We start from the raw sequence: 25,525 nt of genomic DNA on the forward strand, positions 1-25,525 counted from the left end.
AGGAGGTGGGCGCCGTCGGTGCTGTCGGGAAACTGCCGGCAGTGCCCGTTACAGAGCCATGGCCTGTGCGCGACGCATGACCTCGCGGGCCAGGTGTCCGTGCAGGGCGTCAATGGGACGACCGGGCAGGGTGTCATCCGGGGTGAACAGGAAGGTCAGGATCTCCTCGTCGGTGTAACCGCCATCGGCCAGCAGGGCGATGACACCGGGGATGAAACGGTTGGTGTTGTCCTTCTTCCTGCTGAAGAAGGCCTCCGGAATATAACGGACACCATCGCGCTGCACGGCGATGACCTTGTGGTCATTGAGCAGGTCCATCACCTTGGTGACCACAATGCCCAGGCGGTCAGCCACCTCCGGCAGGGTCAGCAGGGGTTCATCGGCAGGCAGGACATCTCGGGATACGTGTTTTGAACTCACAGGTTCAATCTAGCGTCTCTGTGCCCCATCAGTGAAGTGCGCGGTGGTGTCAGGGGTTGTCACTACCACTTTTCACGCCCGTTGATTCATACTGGTTGCCATGGTGAATTTGAGGGTCGGGGACGTTTTAGAGGACAGGTACCGGATTGAAACCCCCATTGCGCGGGGTGGGATGTCAACGGTGTACCGCTGTATCGACCTCCGCCTGGGCCGTTCCGTGGCCGTGAAGGTCATGGACGCCGCCTATGTCAACGATCCGGTGTTCCGCCAGCGTTTCCGCCGGGAGGCCCGCTCCATGGCTCAGCTCTCCCACCCCAATCTGGTCAATGTGTTCGACTTCTCCTCCTCCGGTGACCACGCTTTCATCGTCATGGAGCTCATCACGGGTGGCACCCTGCGTGAACTGCTGGCCGAGCGTGGCCCCATGCCTCCCCACGCCGCGATCGGGGTGATGCGCGGGGTGCTCACCGGGCTGACCGCAGCCCACCGGGCCGGTATGGTCCACCGCGACATCAAACCCGACAATGTGCTGATTACCCGTGACCACCGGGTCAAACTCTCGGATTTCGGTCTGGTGCGCGCCGCTTCCGCCGGGCAGTCCAGGGATGACAAGATCGTGGGCACCGTCGCCTACCTCTCCCCCGAACAGGTCGAGGGCACTGAGATCGGTCCCGCCAGTGATGTGTACTCCGCCGGCATCGTGCTCTTCGAGCTGCTCACCGGCACAACCCCCTTCGACGGGGCCGATGACATGGACCACGCCTATGCCCGCCTCACCGAGGTCGTCCCCGCGCCGAGTTCGCTTATCGACGGCATCCCCTCACTCGTGGACGCCCTGGTGGCCACGGCGACAGCCCTCAACCCCGAGGACCGTTTCAGTGATGCCTCCGAGTTCCTGACCGCCATGGAGGATGTCGCACGTGAACTCAACCTGCCCGGCTTCAAGGTCCCCGCACCGGTGTCCTCCGCGGCCAACCGCGCCGACGCCGCGGTCCCGGAGGCCCAACCCACCGACATGTTCACCACCCACCTACCCCAGGTCCACCACGCGGACGACACCTCGGTGATCCCCCTGCAGGCCGATCCCAACAGCAATGAGACCTCCATCCTGCCCGCCCACCCGGAACCCCCCGGAGGCATTCCGGTACCGGTGCCGGAACCCCCACCGCCGGCGCCCCGGCCCGAGACCGCCCTCCAACCGGAGGGAGGCTCGGCCCCCGCATCTGAACAGCTGGACATCCAACCGGTGACCAACCGGTCGAAGGCGAAACTGGCGGTGTGGATAGCCCTGATCACCCTTCTCATCGCCGGTGTGGCAATCGGCGGGTGGTGGTTTGGTTCCGGGCGCTACGGTGATATCCCCCAGGTCCTCGGCCTGGAGGAATACCAGGCGGTGGCCGTGGTGGAGGAAGCCGGGTTCATCCCCGTGACCGACACCCGCTATCACAACGAGGTGCCCGCCGGATCGATCATCGGGACCGATCCGTCTTTTGGTGAGCGCCTTCCTCGCGGCGAGGATGTCACCATCCTCGTCTCCCAGGGGCGTCCCGTTGTACCGGATCTCGGCGAGGACCGATCCGTGGAAACCGTCCGTTCCGCCCTGGAGGATCGCACCTTCGTGTGGGTGGACGCACCGGGTGAATATTCCGATGACATCCCGGAGGGGCAGGTGGCATCCACCACCCCTCCGCCCGGCACCGACCTGGATATCGGTTCCCATGTGCAGGTGCACCTGAGCCGTGGCCCCGCTCCCGTGGTCATCCCTGATGTCTCGGGCATGGGGGTGGATCAGGCCACCCGCGTACTGGAGAACGCCGGCATCAACGTCGAACGGGTGGAGGAGGCCTTCGATCCCGAAACCCCCCGTGGCCGGGTGTTTGCGACCTCCCCCGACATCGCCTCCGAGGTCAGCCGGGGAGACGAGATCGTGCTGCGGGTGTCCAATGCCATCGAGGTTCCCGACGTTCTGGGGCTGCGGGAGGATGAGGCACTGGAGGCCCTGGCTGAGGCCGGGGTGACGGTGGCGTCGACAAGCTCCGTCCCAGACGAGGCCGCGCGCACCGCGGACACCGTGGTCGCCATCTCACCCGAGGCCGGGGAACTCATCAACCCCGCCGACCCCCAGGTCAGACTGGGGCTCGCCGGGCAAGTGGAGGTGCCGAGCCTGCTCGGTCGCCGCGTCGACGATGCCCGCGACTACCTTGAGGACATCGGGCTGACCCTGGTGGCCGACGGCAATGACGACGATGACCGGATCCTGACCCAGTCCCCGCGTGCACGCTCCGCGGTTCCGGCCGGCAGCGAAGTGGAAGTGAGAGCTCTCTAAGTGCCCGTCGATGTGAACTCAGGTGGTCGGTGGGCAGTGCTGGTGTCCTGGATGGTCATCGCCGCTGTGACGGTTGGTGTGTCCCTGGATACGGACCTGCGGTGGCGGTACCTGCTGGATATGCACGTCTATATCCAGGGGGCCGAACATTTCTGGAGGGGAACCGATCTCTACGGCACCTTCTTCCCCACCCGGAATGAGGGCCTGCCCTTCACCTACCCGCCTTTCGGTGCGGTGGTGTTCACCCCGTTGTGGTTGCTCACCGAGGCGATCGGACAGACCGCCACGGAACGGGTGTTCACCCTGGTCTCGGTGGCGATGGTGTGGCTGGTCGCCCGCACCCTCACGCAGGCTGTGCCCACAGATGGACGCCCTGCCCGGATGGCCGTCATCCTGGTGGTGTTGATCTGCAGCCTGCCCGTGCTGAGCACACTCGACCTCGGCCAGATCAACACCGTCCTGTTGGCCCTGGTGATCCTCGATGTGGGCAGGCTGTTCCCCCGGGTTCCCCTCGGGTTGCTCACCGGTGTGGCCGCCGCCATCAAACTCACCCCCCTGGTGTTCGGGTTATATTTCCTCATCGTGTGGATCATGAGGAGGAAACCAGCCGGGTTGATCGGCATGGGGGTCGGATTCCTCGGTGCCACCAGCCTCACCTGGATGATCAACCCGGGGGTCTCGGTCACGTACTGGACTCAGACACTCTTCTCCTCCGACCGGATCGGTGAACCCTGGTACGCCAAGAACGTCTCCATCCGGGGACTGCTGGCACGCTTCCCCGACCTGGAGATAACCCCGGTGCTCTGGGGAGTGTCCGTCATCATCGTGATCACCATGGTGTCCGTCGCGGTGATCCGGGTTCTGCACTCCGGGGATACCCGCCTCCACCATCTGCTGGCCGTCTCCCTGGTCGCGCTGATCTCCCTGTTGTGCTCCCCGGTGAGTTGGCACCACCACTGGGTGTGGCTCGGCCCCCTGGCGATCTGTCTCTGGTTCACCGGCCACCGGTTCCTGGCCGGGTGGGCGGTGTTCGCCCAGACCATCGGTGCCTTCCACATGTTCCTCCCCAGTTCCGGGGGGACCGAGTTCTCCTGGTCACCGATCGCGCACCTCCTGGCGACCCATTATCTGTGGTTCTCCCTCCTCGTGGTGGTGCATCTGATGATCCGCCCGACCATCGGCCCGGGTGATGCGCCAGTTGCTGGCCCGGCGCGGGGGACTCGGCGACCGGACAGGTGCCGGGGTGTGACACCTCCGGAGGACCGGGGCGATTAAATGCTCCCCCCGCAGGGCCAATATGATCAGTAAGTTATGCATCACCGGGGTGACCCCGGTGATGCTCATAGTGGTGGTCTCCCCAGGGGACACCACCTCCCACGGGAAGGATCTCAAACACCGGTGAGTACAGATGACCACCCCGACCACCCCACCCCGGCGCCCGGGGAGGCCACGTTCGAGTTCGGCCTCCGTCACGCCCTGACGCTGGTGTCCGTGTTGGGGGTTGCCGCCGGACTGGTGGCTAATAAGATCCTCATCGAACAGCTGAACTGGCGTATCGACACCGCTGTCTACGTCCTCGGCGGTGAGGCCCTGGTCAACGGTGAGCCGTTGTATGCCGCCCCCTTCGACATGGGTGATGTCTCCCTGCCGTTCATCTACCCGCCCATCGGAGCAGCCCTGTTCGCACCGTTCGGGTATTTCGACTTCCTCACCGTGGAACTCGCCGGCAACCTCATCGTGGCGGTATCCTCCCTGCTGCTGCTGGCCTGCCTCTACATGGTGTCCAATGAGGTCATGGGTGGACGGGATCAGTTGGCTGCCTTCACCATCGCGGCTGTGGCCTGGCCGGTTGTCCTCTTCACCGAACCGGTCTGGTTGAATGCCGACCTCGGTCAGATCAACATCCTCATTGTCACCCTGGTGATCTACGACCTCCTCCCAATCCGGAGGAGGATCCCCCGGGGTGTGTTCATCGGCCTGGCGGCTGCCATCAAACTCACACCCCTGGCGATGCTGCTCTACTTCCTGGTCAAACGTGATGTCCGGGGGATCCTCACCGCGGTGGGCTCCGCCCTGGTGTTCACGGGTATCGGTGCGCTCATCTCCTGGCGGGAAACCAGGGAGTTCTTCCTCAACACCCTCCTCGACCTCAACGCCACCGGGGAGTCCGGGGTGAGCACGGTGTTCCAGTCCAACAGCTCCCTGCAGGCCATGATCTACCGCTGGTGGATGTCCCCGGAGGCGGCCGAGGCCTCCGCCCTGCCGGGCGTGCTGTGGATCCTGACCTCACTGATCACCATCGGTGCCGCCGCCGTGCTGATGCACCACCTGTTCATCCGTGGTCTGCGGGTGGAGGCTGTCATGGTCAACGCGATGGTCATGTTGTTGATCTCCCCGATCTCCTGGTCCCACCACTGGATCTGGCTACCGTTGTGGGCCCTGGTCTTCCTCCTCCGTTTCTGGTTGCACCCGCACCGACCGAAGGTCCTGCTCTACAGCGGTGGGTTCCTCACGGTGCTGCTGTTGATCCTGCCCCCGAAGTGGTGGTTCGGACGTGACGGGGTGGACGTTCATGCGCTCGGGGGATTCGAGAAGCTGCTCATCTCCGACTACACCTGGGTGTCCCTGGCACTGTTGATCACCACGGCACTGAGCCTGCGGTTCTTCCAGCGTGTTCCCACAGGTGAGGCCAGGCCCACCATCCTGGCTGTCATCCCGGATGTCCATCCTGTTCCCCGTGACCCGGCGGCAGCCGTGCGGTGACGCACAAAAGGGGCGGGGTGGGGATTCCATGATGGGAATCCCCACCCCGCCCCTTTTGTCACCCCTCGGGCCGCGCGGACCGAGGGGGGAAGAGTTGGATCTGGGGGAAGGACGTGAGCCTAATTACGCAGCATCTCCGCCACGAGGAAGGACAGTTCAAGGGACTGCTGGGTGTTCAGACGGGGGTCGCAGGCGGACTCATAACGGCCCGGCAGATCCACGTCGGTGATGTCCTCTGCACCGCCAAGGCATTCGGTGACATCCTCACCGGTGAATTCAATGTGGATACCACCCGGGTGGGTGCCCAGTGCGCGGTGGACCTCGAAGAATCCCTGCACCTCATCGATGACCTTGTCGAAGTGACGGGTCTTGTAACCATTGGAGGCGGTGAAGGTGTTGCCGTGCATGGGGTCGGACTGCCAGATGACCTTGTGACCGGAAGCCTCCACAGCCTGGATGACACCGGGGAGCACGGAACGGACCTTGTCATGACCCATGCGGGCAACCATGGTGAGGCGACCCGGTTCGAAGTTGGGGTCCAGTTTATCGGCATAGGCCACGGCTTCCTCGGGTGTGATGCCCGGGCCGATCTTGATGCCCACCGGGTTGGCGATCATGGCGGCGAAATTGACGTGGAAATCATCCATGCCACGGGTGCGCTCACCGATCCACAGCTGGTGTGCAGAGAGATCATAGAGGGCCTGCTCACCGTTTTCATCCTCACCCAGGCGCAGCATGGAGCGCTCATAATCCACGAGGAGAGCCTCGTGGGAGCAGTAGATCTCCGCGGTGCGCAGGGATTCATCGGACACGCCACAGGCCTCCATGAAGCGCAGACCGGAGTCGATCTCTCGGGCGAGCGCCTCATAGCGCGCACCGGCGGGGGAGTTGGCGACGAACTCGCGGTTCCAGTCACTGAGGCGGTAGAGGTTGGCGGTCCCGGAGCTGGTCAGGGCACGCACCAGGTTCATGGCGGCGGAGGAGTTGGCGTAGGCGCGGATCATGCGCGCGGGGTCATGCCGGCGTGCCTCCGGTGTGGCTTCCACACCGTTGACGATGTCACCGCGGTAGTTTGGCAGACCGTTGGCATCCAGATCGGCGGACCGTGGCTTGGCGTACTGGCCGGCGATACGGGCCATCTTGATGACGGGTGTGGAGGCACCATAGGTGAGCACCACGGCCATCTGGAGGAGAGTCTTGATATTGGCCCGGATATGGGGCTCGGTATTGGACTCGAAGGTCTCGGCGCAGTCACCACCCTGGAGCAGGAATGCCTTGCCGTTGGCCACATCTGCGAGCTTCTTCTTCAGCTCGATGACCTCAGGGGCCACCACGATCGGAGGAACCGATTCGAGGATACGGCGCACGTTGTCGGCCTGGGCACGGTCCCAGGTGGGCTGCTGCTTGGCGTCACGGGCGATGGTGTCCTGGAACTGCTCGTTCATGCCCTCGGGCAGGGGCGGCAGATCCGGGAGAACTTCCTTGGGGATATCAACTGTCCAACTCACACCCCTATTCATAGCACGCCTGAGACCTTTTACATGAAAAGGAGTGTGCTGCACCAGGCTTATTATTCCGGGGAAATGCGTCAGGTTGGGTTAGTCCTGCACCCGGTTGTCCGCTCCCAGGGGTAGTGCCTGCATGCAGACCCGGAACTTGGCGAGGTTGTGGCGGGCGTCGATAAGCGCGTCGTGATTGCCGTTGGGAATCTCAGGCAGGCTCGGTCGCCCCGCCATCTCCCAGTACTGCTTCAGCTCCCTGGTGTAACGGGGAAGCTCACGGGGAAGCGCGGTCATATCGCCCCACAGCTGCGCGAGCAGCACGTGATCATAAGCCCCCACCCAGGCCCAGAGCTCAGTCTTCCCGGCCCCGGCCGTGAGGAAATCAAAGACCTCATCCCGGATGATGTCGCGGGAACGCCACACCCCGGACGAGGGGTTGGGAAGCTGGTTGAGCACATTGTTCCTCACCCAGGTGTTGGCCCTGGATCCGTCGAAACCGGTGGATACCGCATAGTATTCCCGACCGTCCTCCGCGACGATACCGATGGATACCAGCTCAATCGTGCGTCCATCCTCGATGAACTCGGTGTCATAAAAATAGCGCACGGTGACCGTGGCCCCTCACTGCTCGATGGTGTTTTCTGCTCCCAATCGTAACCCCGACACCACCCCGCGTGGGAACCCGGTCCGTTCCCACCGGACCCATCTGATGTGAGGGCCACAAACGGGTGGGTTGCTTCCGCGACGCTTAGGGCAACCTGTCCCCCACCTACTAGAATTCTTCAGAATGCAAGGCGATCACGTTTCCCACGGCGACAAAGCCGATATCACCAGATTCCCCACTCCCCCTCCCACCGGTTCCGCTCCGGCTGACACTACCGCGCCGGGTGCCTCCCCCGGCGCGTCCTGGATCAGGAACCTGCATCTGCGTCTGGCATTGATCTGGGCGGCATCCATCGCCACCGCAGCGGCCCTGTGGCCGGTCGTGTTCAATGTCCGCGCGATCGAATCCTTCATCTTCTTCTACCACATCGATTCTGATGTCTACCGGGCGGGTGCACAGGCCTTTCTCGACGGCCTCAATCTCTATGAACAGGACTATGTGGTGGGAGGCATCCAGCTTCCGTTCACCTACCCGCCGATCGCCGCGGTAGTGTTCACCCCTCTCCTGCTCGTTCCCAGCAGCACCATGGGGGTTCTGCTCACGCTGCTCTCCGCGGTGCTGATGTGGTGGTGCATCGCCATCGTGCTGCGGCGCGTGATCCGGGGGATCTCCACCTACGATTCCCGCCTGTTCGCGCTGTTCATCCTCCCCGCGGCCCTGTTCACCGAGCCGGTGAACCAGACCCTCCAATTCGGTCAGATCAACATCCTGCTCATGACCCTGGTGCTCATGGACACCTTCACCCGCAAACCCTGGTTGCCACGGGGTTTCTGGATCGGACTGGCCGCCGCCATCAAACTCACCCCGGCGGTCTTCGGACTGTATTTCCTGGTGAAACGGGATTGGAAGGGTGCCATCACCTCGATCGCCTCGGGTGTGGGTTTCACCCTCCTCGCCTTCGCCCTGCTGCCGTCCAGTTCCGTGCAGTACTGGACCGAGACGCTCAGCGATCCCAGCCGCATCGGCAACCTGTCCTATATCACCAACCAGTCGATCCGTGGCATGTTCAGTCGCCTCATGCACGAGCGCCAGGACGTGGTGGAACTGATCTGGATGGCCTCGGTCGTCCTGGTGCTCATCGGTGTCACCATCGCGATGGTCCGGGTGCTCCGGGCCGGCTCGGTGCACGGCACGGTGCTGCTCAACTCGCTGATCGCCCTGTTGTGTTCTCCGGTGTCCTGGTCCCACCACTGGGTGTGGCTGATCCCGATCACCCTCGGTTTCGCGGCGGGCGCGTGGTCCCAGCGTGATTCCGCGCCACGCACCGCGGCGACCTCATTGACGATGGCGCTGGTCACCACCGTCCCGATGCTCATCCCCACCTTCTGGAACATGCCCTTTGATTCCGAGGCGGCCCCGGCGTGGCCCCTGCTCCTGCACCCCTCGGGCAGCTCGTATGTGGTGGTGGCCATCGCGACCGTCATCGTCTGTCTGGTCAATCCGCGGGTCTTGGGGACGGGGCAGCCAGTACCGGGGCAGCCAGTACCGGGGCACGCAGCCGTCGACAAGGCGTCCGTCGACAAGGCCCCCACCACCGACGCGCGGGGTGTCAACCCGGCGCTCACCGTCACCCTGCTGGTGGTGTCCGCCTACCTGGCCATCAACGCCTGGTACAAGGGGGAGAATGGCAATGTCCGTCTCATCCAGTATCCCCGGGCGGTCCTCGACGGCCTCGACCTGACCAGTTTCGGTTATCTGGTCACCGAACCCCTGCGCACCGACAACCTGGTGGCGTTGTGGGTGATCGGTGCCCTCAACATCGTGTCCCTCATCTGGTGTGCCGTGGTGATTGTCCAGCGGCTGGCCAACCGGGTTCCCACCGCCTTCACCATCGCCGTAGCCCTGACCATCGCGCTGCTCTCCGAACCGGTGCAGTCCGCGCTCCAGATGGGTTCCCTGACGCTGGTGGTCCTCGCCCTCATCCTCACTGATCTGGTCGCCCCCCGCTCCGTCCTCCCCCGTGGTCTGTTGACGGGCCTGACCGCCGGGATCACGGGTTGGCCGGTGCTCATCATCGTCGCGCTGTTCCTGCAGCGTCGGGTGCGCGCCGCGGTCACCGCCGCCCTCACCGCGGTGGTGCTGTGGGTGGTGGGCTGGCTGCTCGCGCCATCCGGGCGGTCCACGCTTCTCGACGTCCAGACCACCGTCCACGATGGGGCGGACAATGCCTCCCTCGCCGGTTTCCTGGCCCGCTGGATCAGCGACTCCCCCGTCATCATGATAATCTGGGTGGTCATCGCCCTCGCGGTGGGCGCCTGGGCCGTGTACCACACCCACGCCACAGGTGATGTCACCCTGTCTGCCACCATCGCCATCGCCTGGCCCGCCATCGCCCTGCCGACGGTGTATGCCTACATGTGGGTCCTGTTCATCCCCCTGGTGGTGCTCCTGCTGACACGGGGCCGCGTGTTCTCGGCCTTCCTCTGGGCTTTTATCGCCCTGGTCAACTGGGTGCCGGTTCAGGTGTCCTATGACACCCACTTCCCCCTCAACCACCGGGACATGTTTGACCATGTGGGTCTCGCCGGTAGCTATCTCCTGGTGGAGCCCCTGACCATCGCCCCGGCTGCCATTGGTCTGCTGCTGGTGATCACAGCAGCCCGCAGCAGGCAGCCCGCCGCGCAGGCCACCACATAGGCCACCGCGCAGGCTCCCCCTGGGACAACACACTGCCCCGGACACCGTCGGTGTCCGGGGCAGTGTGCTCAGCGCGGGAGAGAACCAGGACTGCTGTGCTGCTGCTACGCCCGGGGAATGGTGTGTTCATCTATCGTGATGCGGGAGGATTCGGGGGTGTCCACCCGCTGCCCGGTACGGGATTCCGGAAGCCTGGGTGGGGCCAGGGTCCATTTCAGGACTGGGGCCCGGGTGAGCAGGTGGAGGAGGTACCCACCCGCCATGGCCAGTGCGAAGGCAATGGCCATCCAGGTACCGGTCCAGTACAGCGGATTGGAGGAGTCATTGTCGATGACCATGAACCTCTCGCGCACCGTGAACCCGAACAACAGGGTCAACCCCAGGGCGTGCCCGATGTAGATCACCAGCGTGTGACGACCGAGGAACATCAGCACACGGGCCACCGGGGTTGCCCGCGACAACCAGACCGCCAGCGCCACACCCGCGGGCAGGGACAGCAGTCGGATGAGCGTACCGGAGAAGTGTCCGAGTGCGAAGGCGGAGAGTTCACCACCCAGCAGCAGGGCGATCTCGTCCTTGAACCCGATGAACCACAGCTGGGTGGGGCCCGGAACACGGGTGATCAACACATCCTCCACCGCGGCGATACCCAGGGCGGCCACATACGCGGCCACGGCCAGCACCACGGCCTTGGGCCGGGTGGCCACCTCCGCGAAACGTGTGATCAGGGGCCGGAAATACACACCGATGAAGAACGCTGGCAGATAGATGATGGTCTTGCGCAGCAGCTCACTGTCACCGAACATGGGCATGAACAACCAGGGCACCACCGCGACCAGGGTGACAATCATCCACGCCGGCAGCTTCCGTGTGGCCCACAGGAGCAGATTGAACCACACCAGGAAGTAGAGGAACCAGTACATATTGGTGCTGTCGGCCACCTTGGCCACGTAGTAGAACCAGTCGGGCAGCTGATGACCGTGGAAGACCATCCCCTGGAGACGACTGGTGTACAACTCGATGGGGGTCCACACCAGGTAGGGCACCAGGAAGAACCACAGTCGGCGTTTGAACAGCTGCTCGAAGGTCATGGTCAGAACCTTCACGGAGAAGAACCCCGACACCAGGAAGAACAGGGGCATACGGAGGGGGTCGAGAATGTGGTTGAGCTCCGCCAGGAACGAGTCCTTCGCGCCGGGAACCGCCAGGGTGACATGCAGGAGGACCACACCGAGGATCGACAGCCCCTTGGCCACATCCGGCCAATCCATCCGTGTCCTACCGGTGGGTGCGGTGATCGCCGGGCGGGCGACGGTTCTTTGGTTGTTCCCTGAATTATTCAACTAAAGTGCGCTCCTCGGAGGCTCAACCCCACCGAGAATATTTATTGGAAAAACTCGACTGTGGTGCGGGCTGGGGCCACATCTCACGGGAATCATGCTTCTTCCACTGATTCCACAACGGTCTCAGAGTACCCCACCGTCCACGCGCATCAAAGAATAAGTCAGGAAAAACCCGGGCAGCAGCCAGGCCGGGTTCCACAGCCGGGTATCAGGGCTGGGCCCCCTCCGGGTACCCCTTGCCCGCGGCCAGTGATTTCTTGACGTCCTGGGCGTAAACATCGACATAGGGTTGCCCGGTCAGTTTCGACAGCACCTGCATGACGTGGTCGGTGAGCACCCGGGCGGCATCGCGGTCATCGGGGGCCAGTCCCTGCGCGGTGACGTAGGCGACCGGGTCAATGGGTTCCCCGACGCGCATGCGCACCTTCCGTGGGCGGGGGAAGACGGTTCCGATCGGGTTGGCATTGCGGCTGCCGATCATGGCAACCGGAATAATCTGGATACCGGTTTCCAGGGCGACAACGGCCATGCCGGCCTTGCCACGGTAGATCCGTCCATCGGGTGAGCGGGTGCCCTCCGGGTAGATGGCGAAGAGGTCCCCTGCATCGAGAACCTTCCTGGCGGTGGACCGGAGCGAATCCAGTGCATCCCCCGCGGTGCGGTCCAGGGGCACCTGCCCCACCGAGGTGACGAACCATTTCTGGATCCGACCCGACAGACCGGGGGTGGTGAAATACTCGGCCTTGGCGGGGAACACCATCTGACGTGGGCACATCAGGGGGAAGTAGAAGGAATCCATCACCGCCTGGTGATTGGACGCCAGGATGGCGGGACCCGAATCGGGGATGTGTTCCAGGCCCTCGATCTCGGGGCGGTTGTATACGCGGAGAAACGGGCCGACGAGGATGTTCTTGAAGATCCAGTACCATTTGTTCTTCACGGCGTATGACGTACCTTTCCGCAATTTTCCCGGGAGTCTGTGAACCTACACAGCGCACTCCCCTGCCAACGAGTTCTCAGACTACTGCACGGGGCGGTTTCTGCCGTGGATATGGTTCAGCGAGTCGTGGGCCAGCGGGGGTTGCGTCGACAAGCAGGCTTGTCAGGGTGCCGCGACCGCCTGGCGGGCGAGGTCTGCGACCCCGATCATCCCGGCATCCGCCCCCAGCTGGGCAGTGCCGACGCGCGCGAGGGGACGGTAACCGGCCCCGACGATGCGGCCGGCGAAATGTGCGACGGCGGTCTCGAGATAGATGTCGGTATCCCGGGACACACCACCCCCGATGACGATGAGTTCCGGATCCAGCACATCAGCCACCATGGACAGGCACTCCCCCAACCAGGTGCTGAACTCCTCCATCACGGCGATACCGAGCGGATCGCGCTCACGGGCCGCCCGGGTGATCATGTCACCCTTGAGCCCCGTCGGGTCACGGCGGATCACCTCCAACAGTGCGCTGTCACCGAACCCGCCGCGGGTGGACAACTCCAGGGCGGAATCCACCAGTGCAGTACCGGAACAGTAGCGTTCCAGACACCCGGACTTACCGCAGGGGCAGGGCCGCCCATCCGGTACAACGCGGAGATGACCGAACTCCGGTGCGGTGCCGTGGGCACCACGGTAGATCTCCCCGTCGGCGATCAGCGCCGCCCCGATCCCGGTGCCGATAGCGAGCAGCACCCAGTTGTCCACCCCCTGGGCACCACCGAAGCGGTATTCGCCCCACGCAGCGGAGTTGGCATCGTGCTCCAGGCGGACCGGCACACCCAGCAGCTCCTGCAGGTGGGCACGCACGGGCGCATCCCGCCACGGCAGGTGGGGGGCGAAGCGGACAGTCTCACAGGCCGGGTCGAGGAAACCCGCCACGGCCATACCGACCGCATCAATGGGATGGGTCTCCCCCAGGGCACGCACCAGCTCCACGATCCCGGAGTCCAGTTCCCCGGCGGTCGTGGGGGTGGGCGCGGACAACTGGCGGATGATCTCACCGGACGGGGAGATCAGACCAGCACGCATGTTGGTTCCGCCAATGTCGAAACCGACCGCGAAACGGTCAGGGTCTTGTGACATCTGCTCTACGCCTCACCATCTGGAAAACTGGAAATAACCCTCAAAGTATAGCCAGGGCCCCACATGGTCCCATCATTGTGCAGGCCTGACGGTTTCTCAGGAGAGTATTTCCCTCAGGCGCGCCCCCATGACATCCCAGGTCCAGGACTCCTCCACATGCCGGCGCCCGGCCTGCCCCATGTTCGCGCGTGCCTCGGCGTCCGACAGCAGCCCGGCCACCGCCGCAGCGAGCTTGTCGACGTCCCGGCCATCCACCACCAGCCCGGTTGCCGGCGTCACCGTCTCCGGTGCTCCACCGGACTGCCCGGCGATGACCGGCACGCCACAGGCCTGCGCCTCGAGGTAGACGATCCCGAGGCCCTCCACATCAAGGCCCCCACCGCGGGTCCGGGCCGGCATGGCGAAGATATCGGAGGCCGCCAGGACGGCTACCATCTCCGCGTGGTCCAGGCGCCCGGCGAAGCGGACGGCATCACCGAGGGGGTGTGCCATGGAGCGTAGCCGCTGTTCGATCCTGCCCGCACCGACGATGATCAAGACCGCATCCGGGTGTTCACCGAGCACCGTGGGCATGGCCTGGATGAGCTTATCCTGGCCCTTCCTGGGCACCAGGCGGGAGATGCACGTGATCACGGGGGTGTCCGGTGCGAGACCCCACCGGATTCTCGTAGTGACCCGGTCCTGCGCGGTGGCCGGGCGGTAGACGTCCGTGTCCACACCGGAGGGCAGGTGCACGAACTGCGGGTGGGAACCGAAGGCGGGGCGGAAGCGTCGCAACGTGTAATCGGAGATGTAGGTGAGCACGTCGGCCTGCTCCCCGATGCGGCGCAGCATCTGGCGGGCCCCCGGGGTCATCGACCACCCCACCTCATGACCGTGGGTGGAGGCGATGATTCTCGTCGCACCCGCCGCACGCGCCTGGGGTGCCATGAGCGCCAGGGGTGCTGCGGCACCGAACCAGACGTTGTCGATCCCCCGGGCACGGATGATCTCCCCCATGGCATACGCGGTGGTGGGTGTGGGCAGCATGACCGTGCGCGGCCAGCGGATCACCTCATAGGCCAGGGAGGCATCGAAGGCGGTGGCCGCCGGAGCATCCTGGGTGGAGGCGAACACGGTGATCAGATCCGGGTCCTGGGTGGCCAGGAAGTCCCGGACATAGGACTGGATGCCGCCGACCGTGGGAGGAAAGTCATTGGTGACAACAAGGGTTCTTCGTCTGCTGCCGGCATTCACGGCAGGCCTCCTGACCGGTGTCGGTTGTGGGTAGCTATTAGGAGCTGTTAATAACGTCGGGCTCCGTAAAACGGTGCCGAATCAACAGATACCACCTGAACCGGGATCCCGTAGTCCGAGGCATGCACAATCTTGCCATCACCGATATAGAGCCCGACGTGAGTCGCACCGGGATAGTAGCCGACGACATCCCCGGGCTGGAGCTCGTCGCGGGCAACCGGTGTGCCACCCTCCATCTGAGCCTGCGAGGTACGGGGCAGGGTTTTCCCCTGCTGCTGGAACGCCCAGTAGATCAACCCGGAGCAGTCGAACTGATCCGGACCGACGGCTCCCCACCCATAGGGCGCACCGAGTTTGGACAGGGCGGCCTGCACCGCACCACCGGAGCCCGCTGCGAAATCCGCCACATCAATGGCAACAGGATCGTTCTTCTCCACCCACTGCTGACGCAACTCCTCCGTAAGGTTGTCCACCCGCAGTTGGATCTCCTCTTTCTTCCGATCCAGTTCCTCCCGCTCCCGGAGCTGCTGCTCGAGTTGCATCCGCAGCTCCCCGAGCTGGAAATCCGCCTCGGCCTTCAGCCGGTTGACCTCACCGAGTTTCTCCGTGGCCTCGTCCGTGGCGGTGGTGAGATCATCGATGACATCTGCGGTACTGCGGGTCAGGGAGTTGAGATAGCTGACCCGGTCGATGGCGTGCTGCGGGTTCTCCCCGGAGATGGCCACGGTGAGCGGATCAATGACCGTTCTCCGGTACCTCGTCTGCGCAATGCGCTTGAGGTCCCCGCGGTGGGCCTCGGCGGTGGCGGTGGCCTCCTCAGCCTGACGACGATAAACCTCCTGCTGATCCCGCAGCTGGTTGATCGAGTCCTCACGCAGCTGGATGTCCAGCTCCGTGGCCTTGACCTCTTCATTACGGGCGGAGACCTCCTGGGAGACCTGCTCGATCTCCGCGATGAGATCATCCATCTCCTGCCCGTGGACGACACCGGGCGTGGTGAGGAGAGACGCGACAAACAACCCTGGCAGCAGCAACGTGACCCAGCGACGTCCAACCATGTCATGACCTCCTCATGATGCGATATCCCCCGCACCGGTAAAGCATTACGGATCTATAACTTTACTGCAATATGCTGGTGAATTGTTAATCGGACCGGTGACACTGCTGACATCCGCGACTGCGGGGGAAAGCAGAAAACCCGGTCGGAATCGACCGGGTTTTCTGTGGGTTTCCTGCGCGAGAAAGTTAGAAACGCACCGCGGAGTGGAACGGCATGTAGTCCAGGGAATGCTCGGACAGCGGGGTGGAGCTGTTCAGAGCATGGATCACGGTGCCGTGGCCGGAGTAGATACCCACGTGGGTGGCACCGGAGTAGAAAGCGACGATGTCACCGGCCTGCAGGTCGGAGTAGGCAACCGGGGTGCCCTGGGCAGCCTGTGCCTGTGAGGTGCGGGGGATGGACTTACCCACCTGGCTGTAGGCCCAGGAGGTCAGACCGGAGCAGTCGAAGGCGTTTGGACCGGTGGCACCCCAACCGTAGGGAGCACCGATCTTGGAGCGTGCAGCATCCACGATGGCCTGGCCGGTGCTCTGTGCAGGAGCAGCCTGCACGGCAGCGGGCGCCTCCACGACAGCAGCGTAGGCGGCGGGTGCAGCCTGGCTGGACAGGGAGGGGATCCACTGGTCGATACCGGGAACGTTGTTCAGACCCGGGGTGTTCTCGATGCCGGCGATCTCAACGGAGAAACCGGTGTTGGGAATGACAACCTCAGCAGCCTGAGCGGGGTTGGTGATAACGGCGGTGGTGCCAAGTGCGACTGCGGAAACTGCAGCGGCGTTACGGGTAACCCTCGGGTTGCTGCGACGGTGCTTGCCCATGTGATGAAACTCCAAATCTTCCTGTTGGTCTGCCGGGTTAGCTGTCGGATTCGGAGCGGAAGGCCCCTATCCCCATTCCATCCGGATCAGCGCGGTTGACTACTGATCGGACCCTCATGGAGAATTCACCCCAGGAACACTGTGGTTCCCCGGCTCGCATCGTGTTCTGCATCCGATCCCCGGGAGGGATCTTGTTCAGTTCACGGATTCGCGATTAGACATTTTCTATTGTTTCTTTTGCTCGGGATCGAGGCCGGATTTCAAGTTCCGTTCTCCTCAACCCCGCAAGGTCTCAATCAGGTTACGAAACCATATCGGGGAATGTCTAGCCGTAACCGTTGCGCCGACTTGTTATTGAACTGTTATTGAGGGGTATCAGTTCCGAAACCCGCAGACAGGCAAAACACAGGTAGGACTTTTCAGACCGGTTGGGCCATAGGCAAAAACCTCAGGCGACCACGGTTGTTAGGTTTCACCTAAATTCACCGATAAGCCGCTCCTGAATTGTCAGAATCCTCAACATGTTCCGAGCCAAAGAAGGCGATATGACCTTCGTCACAAGATGGCTGGAGAGAGGGATCGCTCCGAAAATGACACCGCTTCCAGACAGCTCCCCCACGCTAACCCTGGGTTCTTCCCACCTCACACGGACCAGCCACCCCGGGCGCCGGGATGGCTCAGAGAAGAGGCACATCCAGCACAGTGGCTGGGGCAGATACCTCGGGGCTGAGCCACAGCGACAGGGGGAGCCGGTGAGGGCACGCAGGGCCAATTTGCCGACGACAGTCGACCATGATGCCACAGCTGACAGGCGGATAGAGTGCTCAGCGCGTCCTACAGGGTCCACAACCATCCCACCGCGGTATCTAGTAACGCACGGTGTGGACCCGGCCAGATACTGCCTGTGTGGGGGGCGTCAGGCGTCGTCAGCTGCCCCACGGCACTGATCCCCCACCCCGCCCCCTACCCGGTCCCCGCTCACACCCCAGGCCCGTCCGCGCGAGGGGGATCTCACGGACGGCAGGTCCGTTCAACGCGACCGGGTGGCTGACCTATATATAAGGTGATGAACCGACTCTGGGGAACGCGTGCGGAACCGACTGCACCGGGACAGAGCATACAACCGGTTCCGAAGCACGATCCTGGCACCCCAGTGCGGTCTGGACGCTTCCGCACCCTGCTGCCGCATCCCCGCCGCACCCCGTCCCACCCCATCGTCGAACAGACCACCATAGATACAGCCCAGGACTAACAAGGGTGGTCTCATCAGACGATGACGCTGTGGCAGTCTTGGTCTCGACCTGAGGGCCTGGGAGTAGGTGTGTGGAGCGCTGCCCCACCGAATTGGTCACCCACACACTGTGGACCTGTCATTGCCCACAAACGCAAGAAGCCCCCGCTGTTGCGGGGGCTTCAACTACGAGGGGAAGGAATTAAATCCGTCCCTCCGCCTGGTCACGCTTACGATTCTCCTCCTGGATGGCAGCCAGGGTGGCTACCTCCTCCAGGTGATTGGCGTGAGCGATTTCGTTGGCCTTAGTGGCGACGGACTCCGGATCTGGTCCGAAGAATCCACCACGGGACTCAACTTCAGCGAACCCGAGCTCGTTGAGCTGCTTCGGCACCTTCGCACCACTGTATGGCAGTGGGATTGGGTGGCCGTGCTCGTCAACCGGGCCGAGTGGCTGGTGGACCTCAATGAACGCGCCGTTAGGCATCTGCTTGATCACACCGGTCTCAATGCCATGCTCCAGAACCTCACGGTCGGAGCGCTGCAGACCGATGCACAGACGGTAGGTGACAAAGTAACCGATGGCCGGGAAGACGATCAGACCGATACGGCCGATCCAGGTCATGGCATTCAGGGACACATCGAACTGGTATGCCCAGATATCGTTACCACCCGAGATGGTCAGGAGGATGTAGAAGATCAGTGCCATGACACCGAGGGAGGTGCGGACCGGCACATCGCGAGGACGCTGCAGCAGGTTGTGGTGCGCATCGTCACCGGTCAGCTTCTTCTCAATCCACGGGTAGGCGATGAGCAGGACCACGAGGATACCCAGCATGATCGCAACCCAGAAGACAGCGGGAACGGTGTAGTTACCGAAGTAGAGCTCCCATGCCGGCATGACACGGGCCGCACCATCTGTCCACAGCATGTAGATATCCGGCTGGGAACCAGCGGAGACCTGAGACGGGTTGTACGGGCCCAGGTTCCAGATCGCGTTGATGGTGGTGACACCAGCAAGCAGGGAGAGGAAGCCGAGGGTGATCGCTCCGAAGGCAACGGACTTGACCGCGAAGACCGGCATAATACGGATGCCGATCACGTTGTTCTCGGTGCGGCCAGCACCCGGGAACTGGGTGTGCTTCTGGTACCAGACCAGAGCTAGATGGGCGGCGATCAGGCCGAGGATGATGCCCGGGATGATCAGGACGTGCGCGATGTAGAAACGGTCGAGCATGATGTCCGACGGGAAGTCCCCACCGAAGATCATCCAGTGCATCCAGGTACCGATGATCGGCAGACCCACGATGATCGCGGACATGATTCGCAGACCGACACCGGAGAGCAGGTCATCAGGCAGGGAGTAACCCATGAAGCCTTCAGCGATGCCCAGGATCAGGAGGACGACACCAATGACCCAGTTGGCTTCACGCGGGCGACGGAACGCACCGGTGAAGAAGATGCGCATCATGTGGACCATCATGGAGACCACGAACATCAGCGCAGCCCAGTGGTGCATCTGACGTACGAACAGTCCACCACGGACCTCGAAGGAGATATCGAGAGCGGTCATGTAGGCACGGGACATCTCCACACCGTTGAGGGGGAGGTAGGCACCGTCGTAGATGACCTTGGTGATCGAAGGATCGAAGAACAGCGTCAGGTAGACACCGGTCAGGATCAGGATGATGAAGCTGTAGAGAGCGATCTCACCCAGGAGGAAGGACCAGTGGGTCGGGAAGACCTTATTAATCTGGCGGCGGATACCACCGGCCATGGTGTAGCGAGAATCAAGATTGTTTCCCACTGTAGCTAGTTTGTTACTCATGACTTACGCTCCCAGAATGCCGGGCCGAGTGGCTCGATGAAGTTGCCGTCGGCGATGAGATAGCCCTCTTCGTCAACAGTGATCGGCAGCTGTGGCAGCGCACGTGCAGCAGGTCCGAAAACCGGCTTGCCGTAGTGCAGTGCGTCGAACTGCGACTGGTGGCACGGGCACAGAATGCGGTTGGTCTGGGCCTCATACAGTGAGGTCGGGCAACCGATGTGCGTGCAGATCTTGGAGTAAGCGTAGTAATCGCCGTAGTGGAAGGACTCCTGGCCTTCGCGCTCGATAACCCTCTCCGCGTCAGCGGTGCGCAGACGGATCAGCATGACTGCGTTACGTGGGCCGTGGATCGAGTGCATGTGGTTGGTGTAGACGTCGCGCTGGGGATCGTAGAGATCGCCATCGTTGACATCTTCCGCAGGCAGTGGGAAGACGGTCTCCATGGACGCAGCGGCCAGATCCTCCGGACGCATACGAACCAGACGGGACACACCGGTGGTGATCCAGTGCTGACCGGACTCGCCGGTGTGGGACTCGGCGATGGCTCCGGTGTCACGACCGAGGTAGAGCTTGACGCCCTGCTCCTGGAGGGTCCAACCGGAGGTCCAGAGGGTGCCGTCACCCATGACATCCATCGGGCCATCCTGTGGACGCCACGGGTTCTTGATCATGCCACCGAGCGGGGCCACGATGGTCAGACCTGCCATCACTGCACCGCCGGCGAGCAGGCCCTGGAGGACCTTACGACGACCGAGGGTGGAGGTCTGCCAGGAATCATTGAGCAGAGCGACGAGGGTGCGACGGTCGACTTCCTCGGAAGGACCATCGTGACGACGCTGAACCGCGATCTCCTCGGGGATGAACTTCTTGACGTAGAGAACGCCGGCAATACCCAGGGAGATGATGCACAGACCGGAGGTGATACCCAGCATCGGGGTGTACAGGGTGTACCACATCAGGCCATCATCGCCGTGGCCCTGGTACTCCCATGGCCAGAAGATGTAGGTGATCAGGAAGCCGATGCCACCGAGGATACCCAGAGCTGCCCAGATACCCACGGAACGTGCAGCGCGCTTCTCCGCCGGATCATTGGCTACCGGGAAACGCTCCTTGCGGTAGGCAATGGTGACGTCATCCAATTCAGTGCCCAGGCGAGCAAGATCATCATTGCTCATGGAGTTCAGTTCCTGGGTGGTGTACTGCTTATTCGTGTTATTACTCATGAACGGGATCCAATCCACATAGCGGCAGCGATAAGAACCATGATGCCGATGCCCCACATGAACAGACCTTCAGAAACCGGGCCGAGGCCGCCGAGCGAGTAACCACCCGGGCTTGGGGTTTCCTTGGTCGACTTGATGAAGGCGATGATGTCCTTCTTCTCATCCGCAGAGAGCTGACGATCAGAGAACTTAGGCATGTTCTGCGGACCGGTCAGCATGGCCTGGTAGATCTCCTGCTCGTTGGCAGGGTCCAGAACCGGAGCGTACTTACCGGAAGACAGTGCGCCACCACGGCCGGTGAAGTTATGGCAGGAAGCGCAGTTGAGGCGGAAGAGGTCGCCACCGCGGGAAACGTCGAGTGGGTCGATCTGACCGTCGAAGTTGGATCCACGCAGTTCCTCCATGGCGAGGGTGCCGTCCTCGTTGTAGACGAGGCCGGGACCGCCACCATTGGCAGCGACGTATGCGGCGATGGCGAGGGTCTGAGCCTCCGTGTAACGAGGGGTCTTACGGGATGCCTGCGCTTCGTTGCGCTGCATCGGCATGCGGCCGGAGTGAACCTGGAAGTACACTGCGCCCTCGCCGACACCGATGAGTGAAGGACCGCGGTCCTGAACACCCTGCAGGTTCATGCCGTGGCAGGTGATGCAGGCGACATCGTAGAGGTCTTTACCCTCTGCGATCAGTGCCTGATCATCTCGCTGGGCAGTCGCGATCTGCGCATCTGGAGTGATCGCTGTCGCGAGGATTCCAGCACCGCTCAGGCCGATGGTCAGAGCCATCGCACCAGCGACTGTGCGCCGTAGTTTACGGCGATTCTTGACCTTCTTGGCCGAGGACTGAGCCTTGCCGGCTCCCTCGGAGGTCTGCGGATTGGTTTCCATCATTTCCCTTTGAATCTCGACTGTGGAAGTGAAGGGCTTCGGGTCATCAGGCTTCAGAGAATCCTTCTAACCTGGGACCCTGGGGCCTACTGAATGAAATAGATCGTGATGAAGAGGCCGATCCAGACCACGTCAACGAAGTGCCAGTAGTAGGACACCACCATTGCCGCGGTTGCCTGAGCCGGCGTGAACTTCGCTTTCTGGATCCTCATCAGAACAACCACGAATGCGATGACACCCGCGATCACGTGAGCGGCGTGGAAGCCGGTCGTGATGTAGAACGCGGATCCATAGACGCTGCTCTGGATGGAGAGACCATGACCAACCAGAGTGAAATACTCGTAAGCCTGACCAATCACGAAGATTGAGCCGAGGATGATCGTGATCAAGAACCACTTGCGGAGACCGTAAACGTCACCCCTTTCAGCCGCAAAGACTCCGAACTGGCAAGTAACGGAGGATGAGACCAGGATTACCGTAATTGCGAGTGCGTAAGGCACATTGAGGTAATCCGTCTGCTCAGCCCATGAGCCGTTTGCCAATCCGTTCGCCCGGGACACGAAGTACATCGCGAAAAGCCCGGCGAAGAACATTAATTCCTGAGACAGGAACACAATGGTGCCGACACTGACCATATTCGGACGGTTCAGTGCCGCAACACGTTGTGGTGCTGCCATACCTGTATTTCCAACTGCGCTCGTCACGCCTTCTAGTATGGCCGGTCGAAAAGGCAAAGTCACTTCATGCCCCCCGTTTCAATTGAAAGTTTGAACCCCGTTTTTCTGGCCTTTTCAGCACGGTTGTTCCCGAAAATTTTCACCTCCCCCGGGAACTAAACGGCCCCCGGATACGACTAATACATAATTGCAGGTCATTTGGTTCGCAATGCGCCCCGAAACGTGACGGGAGGGCCACTTTTGGCTCCGCTACGTGACATGAGACGACCCATCCCCCGTTTCGCAGGAAAATGCGTGAGAGACAAGTCACAGCCGAAAAAGCGCTTTATCCGGGCCGGTTGCAACTTTCGGTTGACCCCCGTTTATGGGCGTTTCAGCAGCTTATCGCCAGTGAACGCCTGAGACACCCAGGTCCACTCCCCCACCCTCACCCTGCATGCCCGACGTCTTCGCCTGCCGGATGCCGATCACCGGGCCACGGTACCCAACTACGGAAATACTCCGCAGCCGCCCGCCACTCCATTGATTCCCCGGGAATCATCGACCCGAATCTCGCCAACCCCAGAGCGGACCGGATCTGCACCCCATCCACGACTGATGACCGCACCATCCCATTTACGTCAGCGTGATCAAACGTAGGCTCAGCTGGTTCATCCCCTTGTGAGCTTTCATGGGGAACCCCGACTTAAAAATGAAACAGCTGTGGGCCCGGAATGAATAACTCATTCCGGGCCCATAGCTGTTGGACATAAGCCAGAGTGGCGAGGCCTCGCTCAGGCGGCTGGTGCTAGTGCTTCTCCCTCGGCACACCGTACTGGAAGTTGAGCTTCGCAATGGTGTAAGTGAGTGCGAGAGCACCGACCAGGATCAGCCAGTAGTGCATGAAGATGATACCGAATCCGAGCAGACCCACAGCACCGGACATGGCGGCTGGCCAGATGGAACCCGGGGAGAAGAATCCGAGGGTGCCGGCCTTGTCGGCAACCTCCGCCTCTTCCCAGTCCTCGGGAAGAACATCGGTGCGACGCTCAGTGATGTGGATGTAGACACCGAGCATCAGGGTGAGGGCAGTGGAGAGAACCAGTGCGGTGGCGCCAACCCATTCGAGACCCATGACCGATCCCCGGTCATCGACATACATAGTTCCGAAGATGTAGATCACAGCCATGGCCGCCAGGAAGACGGTCAGGCCATACATGATCTTGGATGATGACTTCATTTTTCGCTCTTCCTATCTTATGCGGGAGTCTGGAAGTTCTCGCCGTCGCGGGTTCCGGTGCGATCGGAGACGAATGGTGCAGTGGAGGTGGCGTACGGTGCTTCGCCGATGTGCTCGAGAGCCTGTGCGTTGGTTGCATCAGGGTTGGCATCGCGGAAGGCGATGTACTCTGCGAAGGTCTCACGATCAACGGTGCGGAGTTCGAAGTTCATCATCGCGTGGTAGGTACCGCACATCTCAGCACAGCGGCCGACGAATGCACCCTCTTCGAAAATCTCATCGATCTGGAAGACGCGCTGGGACTTGTTGGCCTCAGGGTGGGCGTAGAGGTCACGCTTGAAGAGGAATTCCGGGACCCAGAAGGAGTGCGCAACGTCAGCGGATGCCAGGTTGAATTCGATCGGGGTGTTGGTGGGGAGCACCAGGACCGGAACCTCATCGGTGGTGCCGAGGGTCTCGATCTGGTTGAAGTGAAGGTAGGACATATCCTTCTTGGAGTTACCGTGGATCGGGTTGTTGCCGGAGGGGTCGATCTTGGATGCCTCGGCGCTCGCCTGACGTGCCTCATCAACACCGTCGTAGTCGCCGCCCGCCGGAGCGAACTCAGGTGCGAGCTCGCCATAACCGAACTTCCAGTTCCACTGGTAGGCGGTCACGTTGACGGTGACCTCGGGGTTCTTGTCCAGTGCGGTGACCCTGTCCTGGGTCTGAACAGTGAAGAAGAACAGCACCATGACGATGATGATCGGAACAATGGTCAGCACAAGCTCAAGTGGGACGTTGTACTGCAGCTGCTTCGGGAATTCACCCTCACCGCGCTTCTCGGCCTTCTTGGCGTTCCAGGAGAAGATTGCGGTGAGCATGAGCCCCCACATGATGATGCCGATGATCCAGGCAGCAACCCAGACCCATGACCAGAAGTTGCCCATGGACACTGCCTCAGGGGTGATACCTGATGGCCAACCCATACGAAGAAAATCGCCGATCATGCCACCGGGTGGGGAAACCTCACACCCTGCCATGGCGAGGCCACCTGAGCCCAAGACACCGCCGAGCAGAGCCTTGCGCTTCAAACCACGCTTGTTTTGCTGTTCCACGTGTGTTCTGCCTTCCTGTCCACACAAAAACCAGAGACCTTACGGTCATTTCTATCTACGCAGAATAGCCTATTTGCCAGCCGTTTCCATATCTTCAGTTTCCCGCGTGCGATTCGCGGAAACGCTGGCCTATCAGGCCCCAAATGACGTTCAACTGCAGGGACACCATGGTTTTTACGTGTTGGTCACACAAACAACCTTCACACCTTGTAGCCTACGTCACATACCATCAATCTTTCGGTTGCCCTTGAAATCCGCCTGTCGTTACCCCCACCTCCTTCGCGGGTGCCCCTCCCGTACTGCATCTTTGGTGCGGTTTCTCCCCGAGGCTCAAGCCTGAACCCCCTCATCCGGCTGGGCCTTCCCCGGGTGGGCTTCAGCATGGAACCTGCTGCCCGGGTTGCCATTCAATTCACAGGCTTTTTCGGTGAGCCAGTTTCACACCCTTGTCGACTCCCCCGTATCGTTGGGTGGGTTGATCACCATGCACCGGTCCGGATCGTCACGCCGAGACGGGCCCTATTAA

Annotated in this window: 19 protein-coding genes and 1 riboswitch; of the genes, 4 read left to right on the top strand and 15 right to left on the bottom strand. The window is 62.1% G+C overall.

Annotation, left to right across the window (positions count from 1 at the left end):
* Positions 1-48: 48 nt before the first annotated feature.
* Positions 49-420 carry an Rv2175c family DNA-binding protein gene (locus tag CE_RS10270; RefSeq protein WP_006768070.1) on the bottom strand — a complete coding sequence of 124 codons (372 nt, stop codon included), beginning with the start codon at positions 418-420 and terminating at the stop codon, positions 49-51.
* A 100-nt stretch (positions 421-520) separates the two neighbouring features.
* Here CE_RS10270 and pknB point away from each other — a divergent pair, with 100 nt between their 5' ends.
* From pknB to CE_RS10285, 3 genes are all read left to right on the top strand, one after another.
* Complete coding sequence (pknB, locus tag CE_RS10275) at positions 521-2,746, top strand: Stk1 family PASTA domain-containing Ser/Thr kinase (protein ID WP_006768071.1); 2,226 nt, start codon at positions 521-523, stop codon at positions 2,744-2,746.
* Positions 2,747-4,021 carry a glycosyltransferase 87 family protein gene (locus CE_RS10280; protein WP_011075741.1) on the top strand — a complete coding sequence of 425 codons (1,275 nt, stop codon included), beginning with the start codon at positions 2,747-2,749 and terminating at the stop codon, positions 4,019-4,021.
* Between the two features lie 123 nt (positions 4,022-4,144).
* Positions 4,145-5,509, top strand: coding sequence for a glycosyltransferase family 87 protein (locus CE_RS10285; protein WP_006768073.1), 1,365 nt, complete (start codon positions 4,145-4,147; stop codon positions 5,507-5,509).
* Positions 5,510-5,628: 119 nt separating this feature from the next.
* Here the strand turns inward: CE_RS10285 and CE_RS10290 are convergent, their stop codons facing one another.
* Together CE_RS10290 and CE_RS10295 are read right to left on the bottom strand one after the other, a co-directional pair.
* Positions 5,629-7,017: a class II 3-deoxy-7-phosphoheptulonate synthase gene (locus CE_RS10290; RefSeq protein ID WP_035108849.1), complete on the bottom strand. Its 1,389-nt coding sequence runs from the start codon at positions 7,015-7,017 to the stop codon at positions 5,629-5,631.
* Between the two features lie 90 nt (positions 7,018-7,107).
* Positions 7,108-7,617 (bottom strand): polyadenylate-specific 3'-exoribonuclease AS, encoded by a 510-nt coding sequence (locus tag CE_RS10295; protein WP_006768075.1) that lies wholly within the window; start codon positions 7,615-7,617, stop codon positions 7,108-7,110.
* A gap of 181 nt (positions 7,618-7,798) precedes the next feature.
* Between CE_RS10295 and CE_RS10300 the strand changes: the two genes are divergently transcribed.
* Positions 7,799-10,312, top strand: coding sequence for a glycosyltransferase 87 family protein (locus CE_RS10300; protein WP_006768076.1), 2,514 nt, complete (start codon positions 7,799-7,801; stop codon positions 10,310-10,312).
* Between the two features lie 104 nt (positions 10,313-10,416).
* Here the strand turns inward: CE_RS10300 and CE_RS10305 are convergent, their stop codons facing one another.
* The 12 genes from CE_RS10305 to CE_RS10360 all read right to left on the bottom strand — a co-directional run bounded on the left by CE_RS10305 (position 10,417) and on the right by CE_RS10360 (position 24,999).
* A complete protein-coding gene (locus tag CE_RS10305; protein WP_011075744.1) occupies positions 10,417-11,655 on the bottom strand; it encodes an acyltransferase family protein in 1,239 nt (412 codons plus the stop codon).
* A gap of 208 nt (positions 11,656-11,863) precedes the next feature.
* A complete protein-coding gene (locus CE_RS10310) occupies positions 11,864-12,595 on the bottom strand; it encodes a lysophospholipid acyltransferase family protein (protein WP_006768078.1) in 732 nt (243 codons plus the stop codon).
* Between the two features lie 162 nt (positions 12,596-12,757).
* Entirely contained in the window at positions 12,758-13,726 is a 969-nt protein-coding gene (locus tag CE_RS10315) for an ROK family protein (protein WP_006768079.1), read from the bottom strand.
* A 96-nt stretch (positions 13,727-13,822) separates the two neighbouring features.
* Positions 13,823-14,962, bottom strand: a complete 1,140-nt coding sequence (locus CE_RS10320) for a glycosyltransferase family 4 protein (protein WP_006768080.1) — start codon at positions 14,960-14,962, stop codon at positions 13,823-13,825.
* Positions 14,963-15,009: 47 nt separating this feature from the next.
* Positions 15,010-16,020, bottom strand: coding sequence for an NlpC/P60 family protein (locus tag CE_RS10325; RefSeq protein WP_006768081.1), 1,011 nt, complete (start codon positions 16,018-16,020; stop codon positions 15,010-15,012).
* 187 nt (positions 16,021-16,207) lie between these two features.
* A complete protein-coding gene (locus tag CE_RS10330) occupies positions 16,208-16,840 on the bottom strand; it encodes a C40 family peptidase (RefSeq protein WP_006768082.1) in 633 nt (210 codons plus the stop codon).
* 12 nt (positions 16,841-16,852) lie between these two features.
* A riboswitch (cyclic di-AMP (ydaO/yuaA leader) is annotated at positions 16,853-17,028 on the bottom strand.
* A 1,245-nt stretch (positions 17,029-18,273) separates the two neighbouring features.
* A complete protein-coding gene (locus CE_RS10335) occupies positions 18,274-19,899 on the bottom strand; it encodes a cytochrome bc1 complex cytochrome b subunit (protein WP_011075748.1) in 1,626 nt (541 codons plus the stop codon).
* Positions 19,896-21,122 carry a cytochrome bc1 complex Rieske iron-sulfur subunit gene (locus CE_RS10340; RefSeq protein ID WP_006768084.1) on the bottom strand — a complete coding sequence of 409 codons (1,227 nt, stop codon included), beginning with the start codon at positions 21,120-21,122 and terminating at the stop codon, positions 19,896-19,898. Before CE_RS10340 ends, CE_RS10335 begins: the two co-directional genes overlap by 4 nt.
* The gene (locus CE_RS10345; RefSeq protein ID WP_006768085.1) at positions 21,119-22,009 is read right to left on the bottom strand and encodes a cytochrome bc1 complex diheme cytochrome c subunit; all 891 of its coding nucleotides are present in this window, start codon (positions 22,007-22,009) and stop codon (positions 21,119-21,121) included. The genes CE_RS10340 and CE_RS10345 overlap by 4 nt, the downstream gene beginning before the upstream one ends.
* A gap of 83 nt (positions 22,010-22,092) precedes the next feature.
* On the bottom strand, positions 22,093-22,710 hold the full coding sequence (locus tag CE_RS10350; RefSeq protein WP_143758457.1) for an aa3-type cytochrome oxidase subunit III: 618 nt from the start codon (positions 22,708-22,710) through the stop codon (positions 22,093-22,095).
* Between the two features lie 760 nt (positions 22,711-23,470).
* Complete coding sequence (locus tag CE_RS10355; RefSeq protein WP_006768088.1) at positions 23,471-23,902, bottom strand: aa3-type cytochrome oxidase subunit IV; 432 nt, start codon at positions 23,900-23,902, stop codon at positions 23,471-23,473.
* A gap of 17 nt (positions 23,903-23,919) precedes the next feature.
* The gene (locus CE_RS10360) at positions 23,920-24,999 is read right to left on the bottom strand and encodes an aa3-type cytochrome oxidase subunit II (RefSeq protein WP_035108852.1); all 1,080 of its coding nucleotides are present in this window, start codon (positions 24,997-24,999) and stop codon (positions 23,920-23,922) included.
* Positions 25,000-25,525 lie beyond the last annotated feature (526 nt).

The organism is Corynebacterium efficiens YS-314 (genome assembly GCF_000011305.1).
Classification (GTDB): domain Bacteria; phylum Actinomycetota; class Actinomycetes; order Mycobacteriales; family Mycobacteriaceae; genus Corynebacterium; species Corynebacterium efficiens.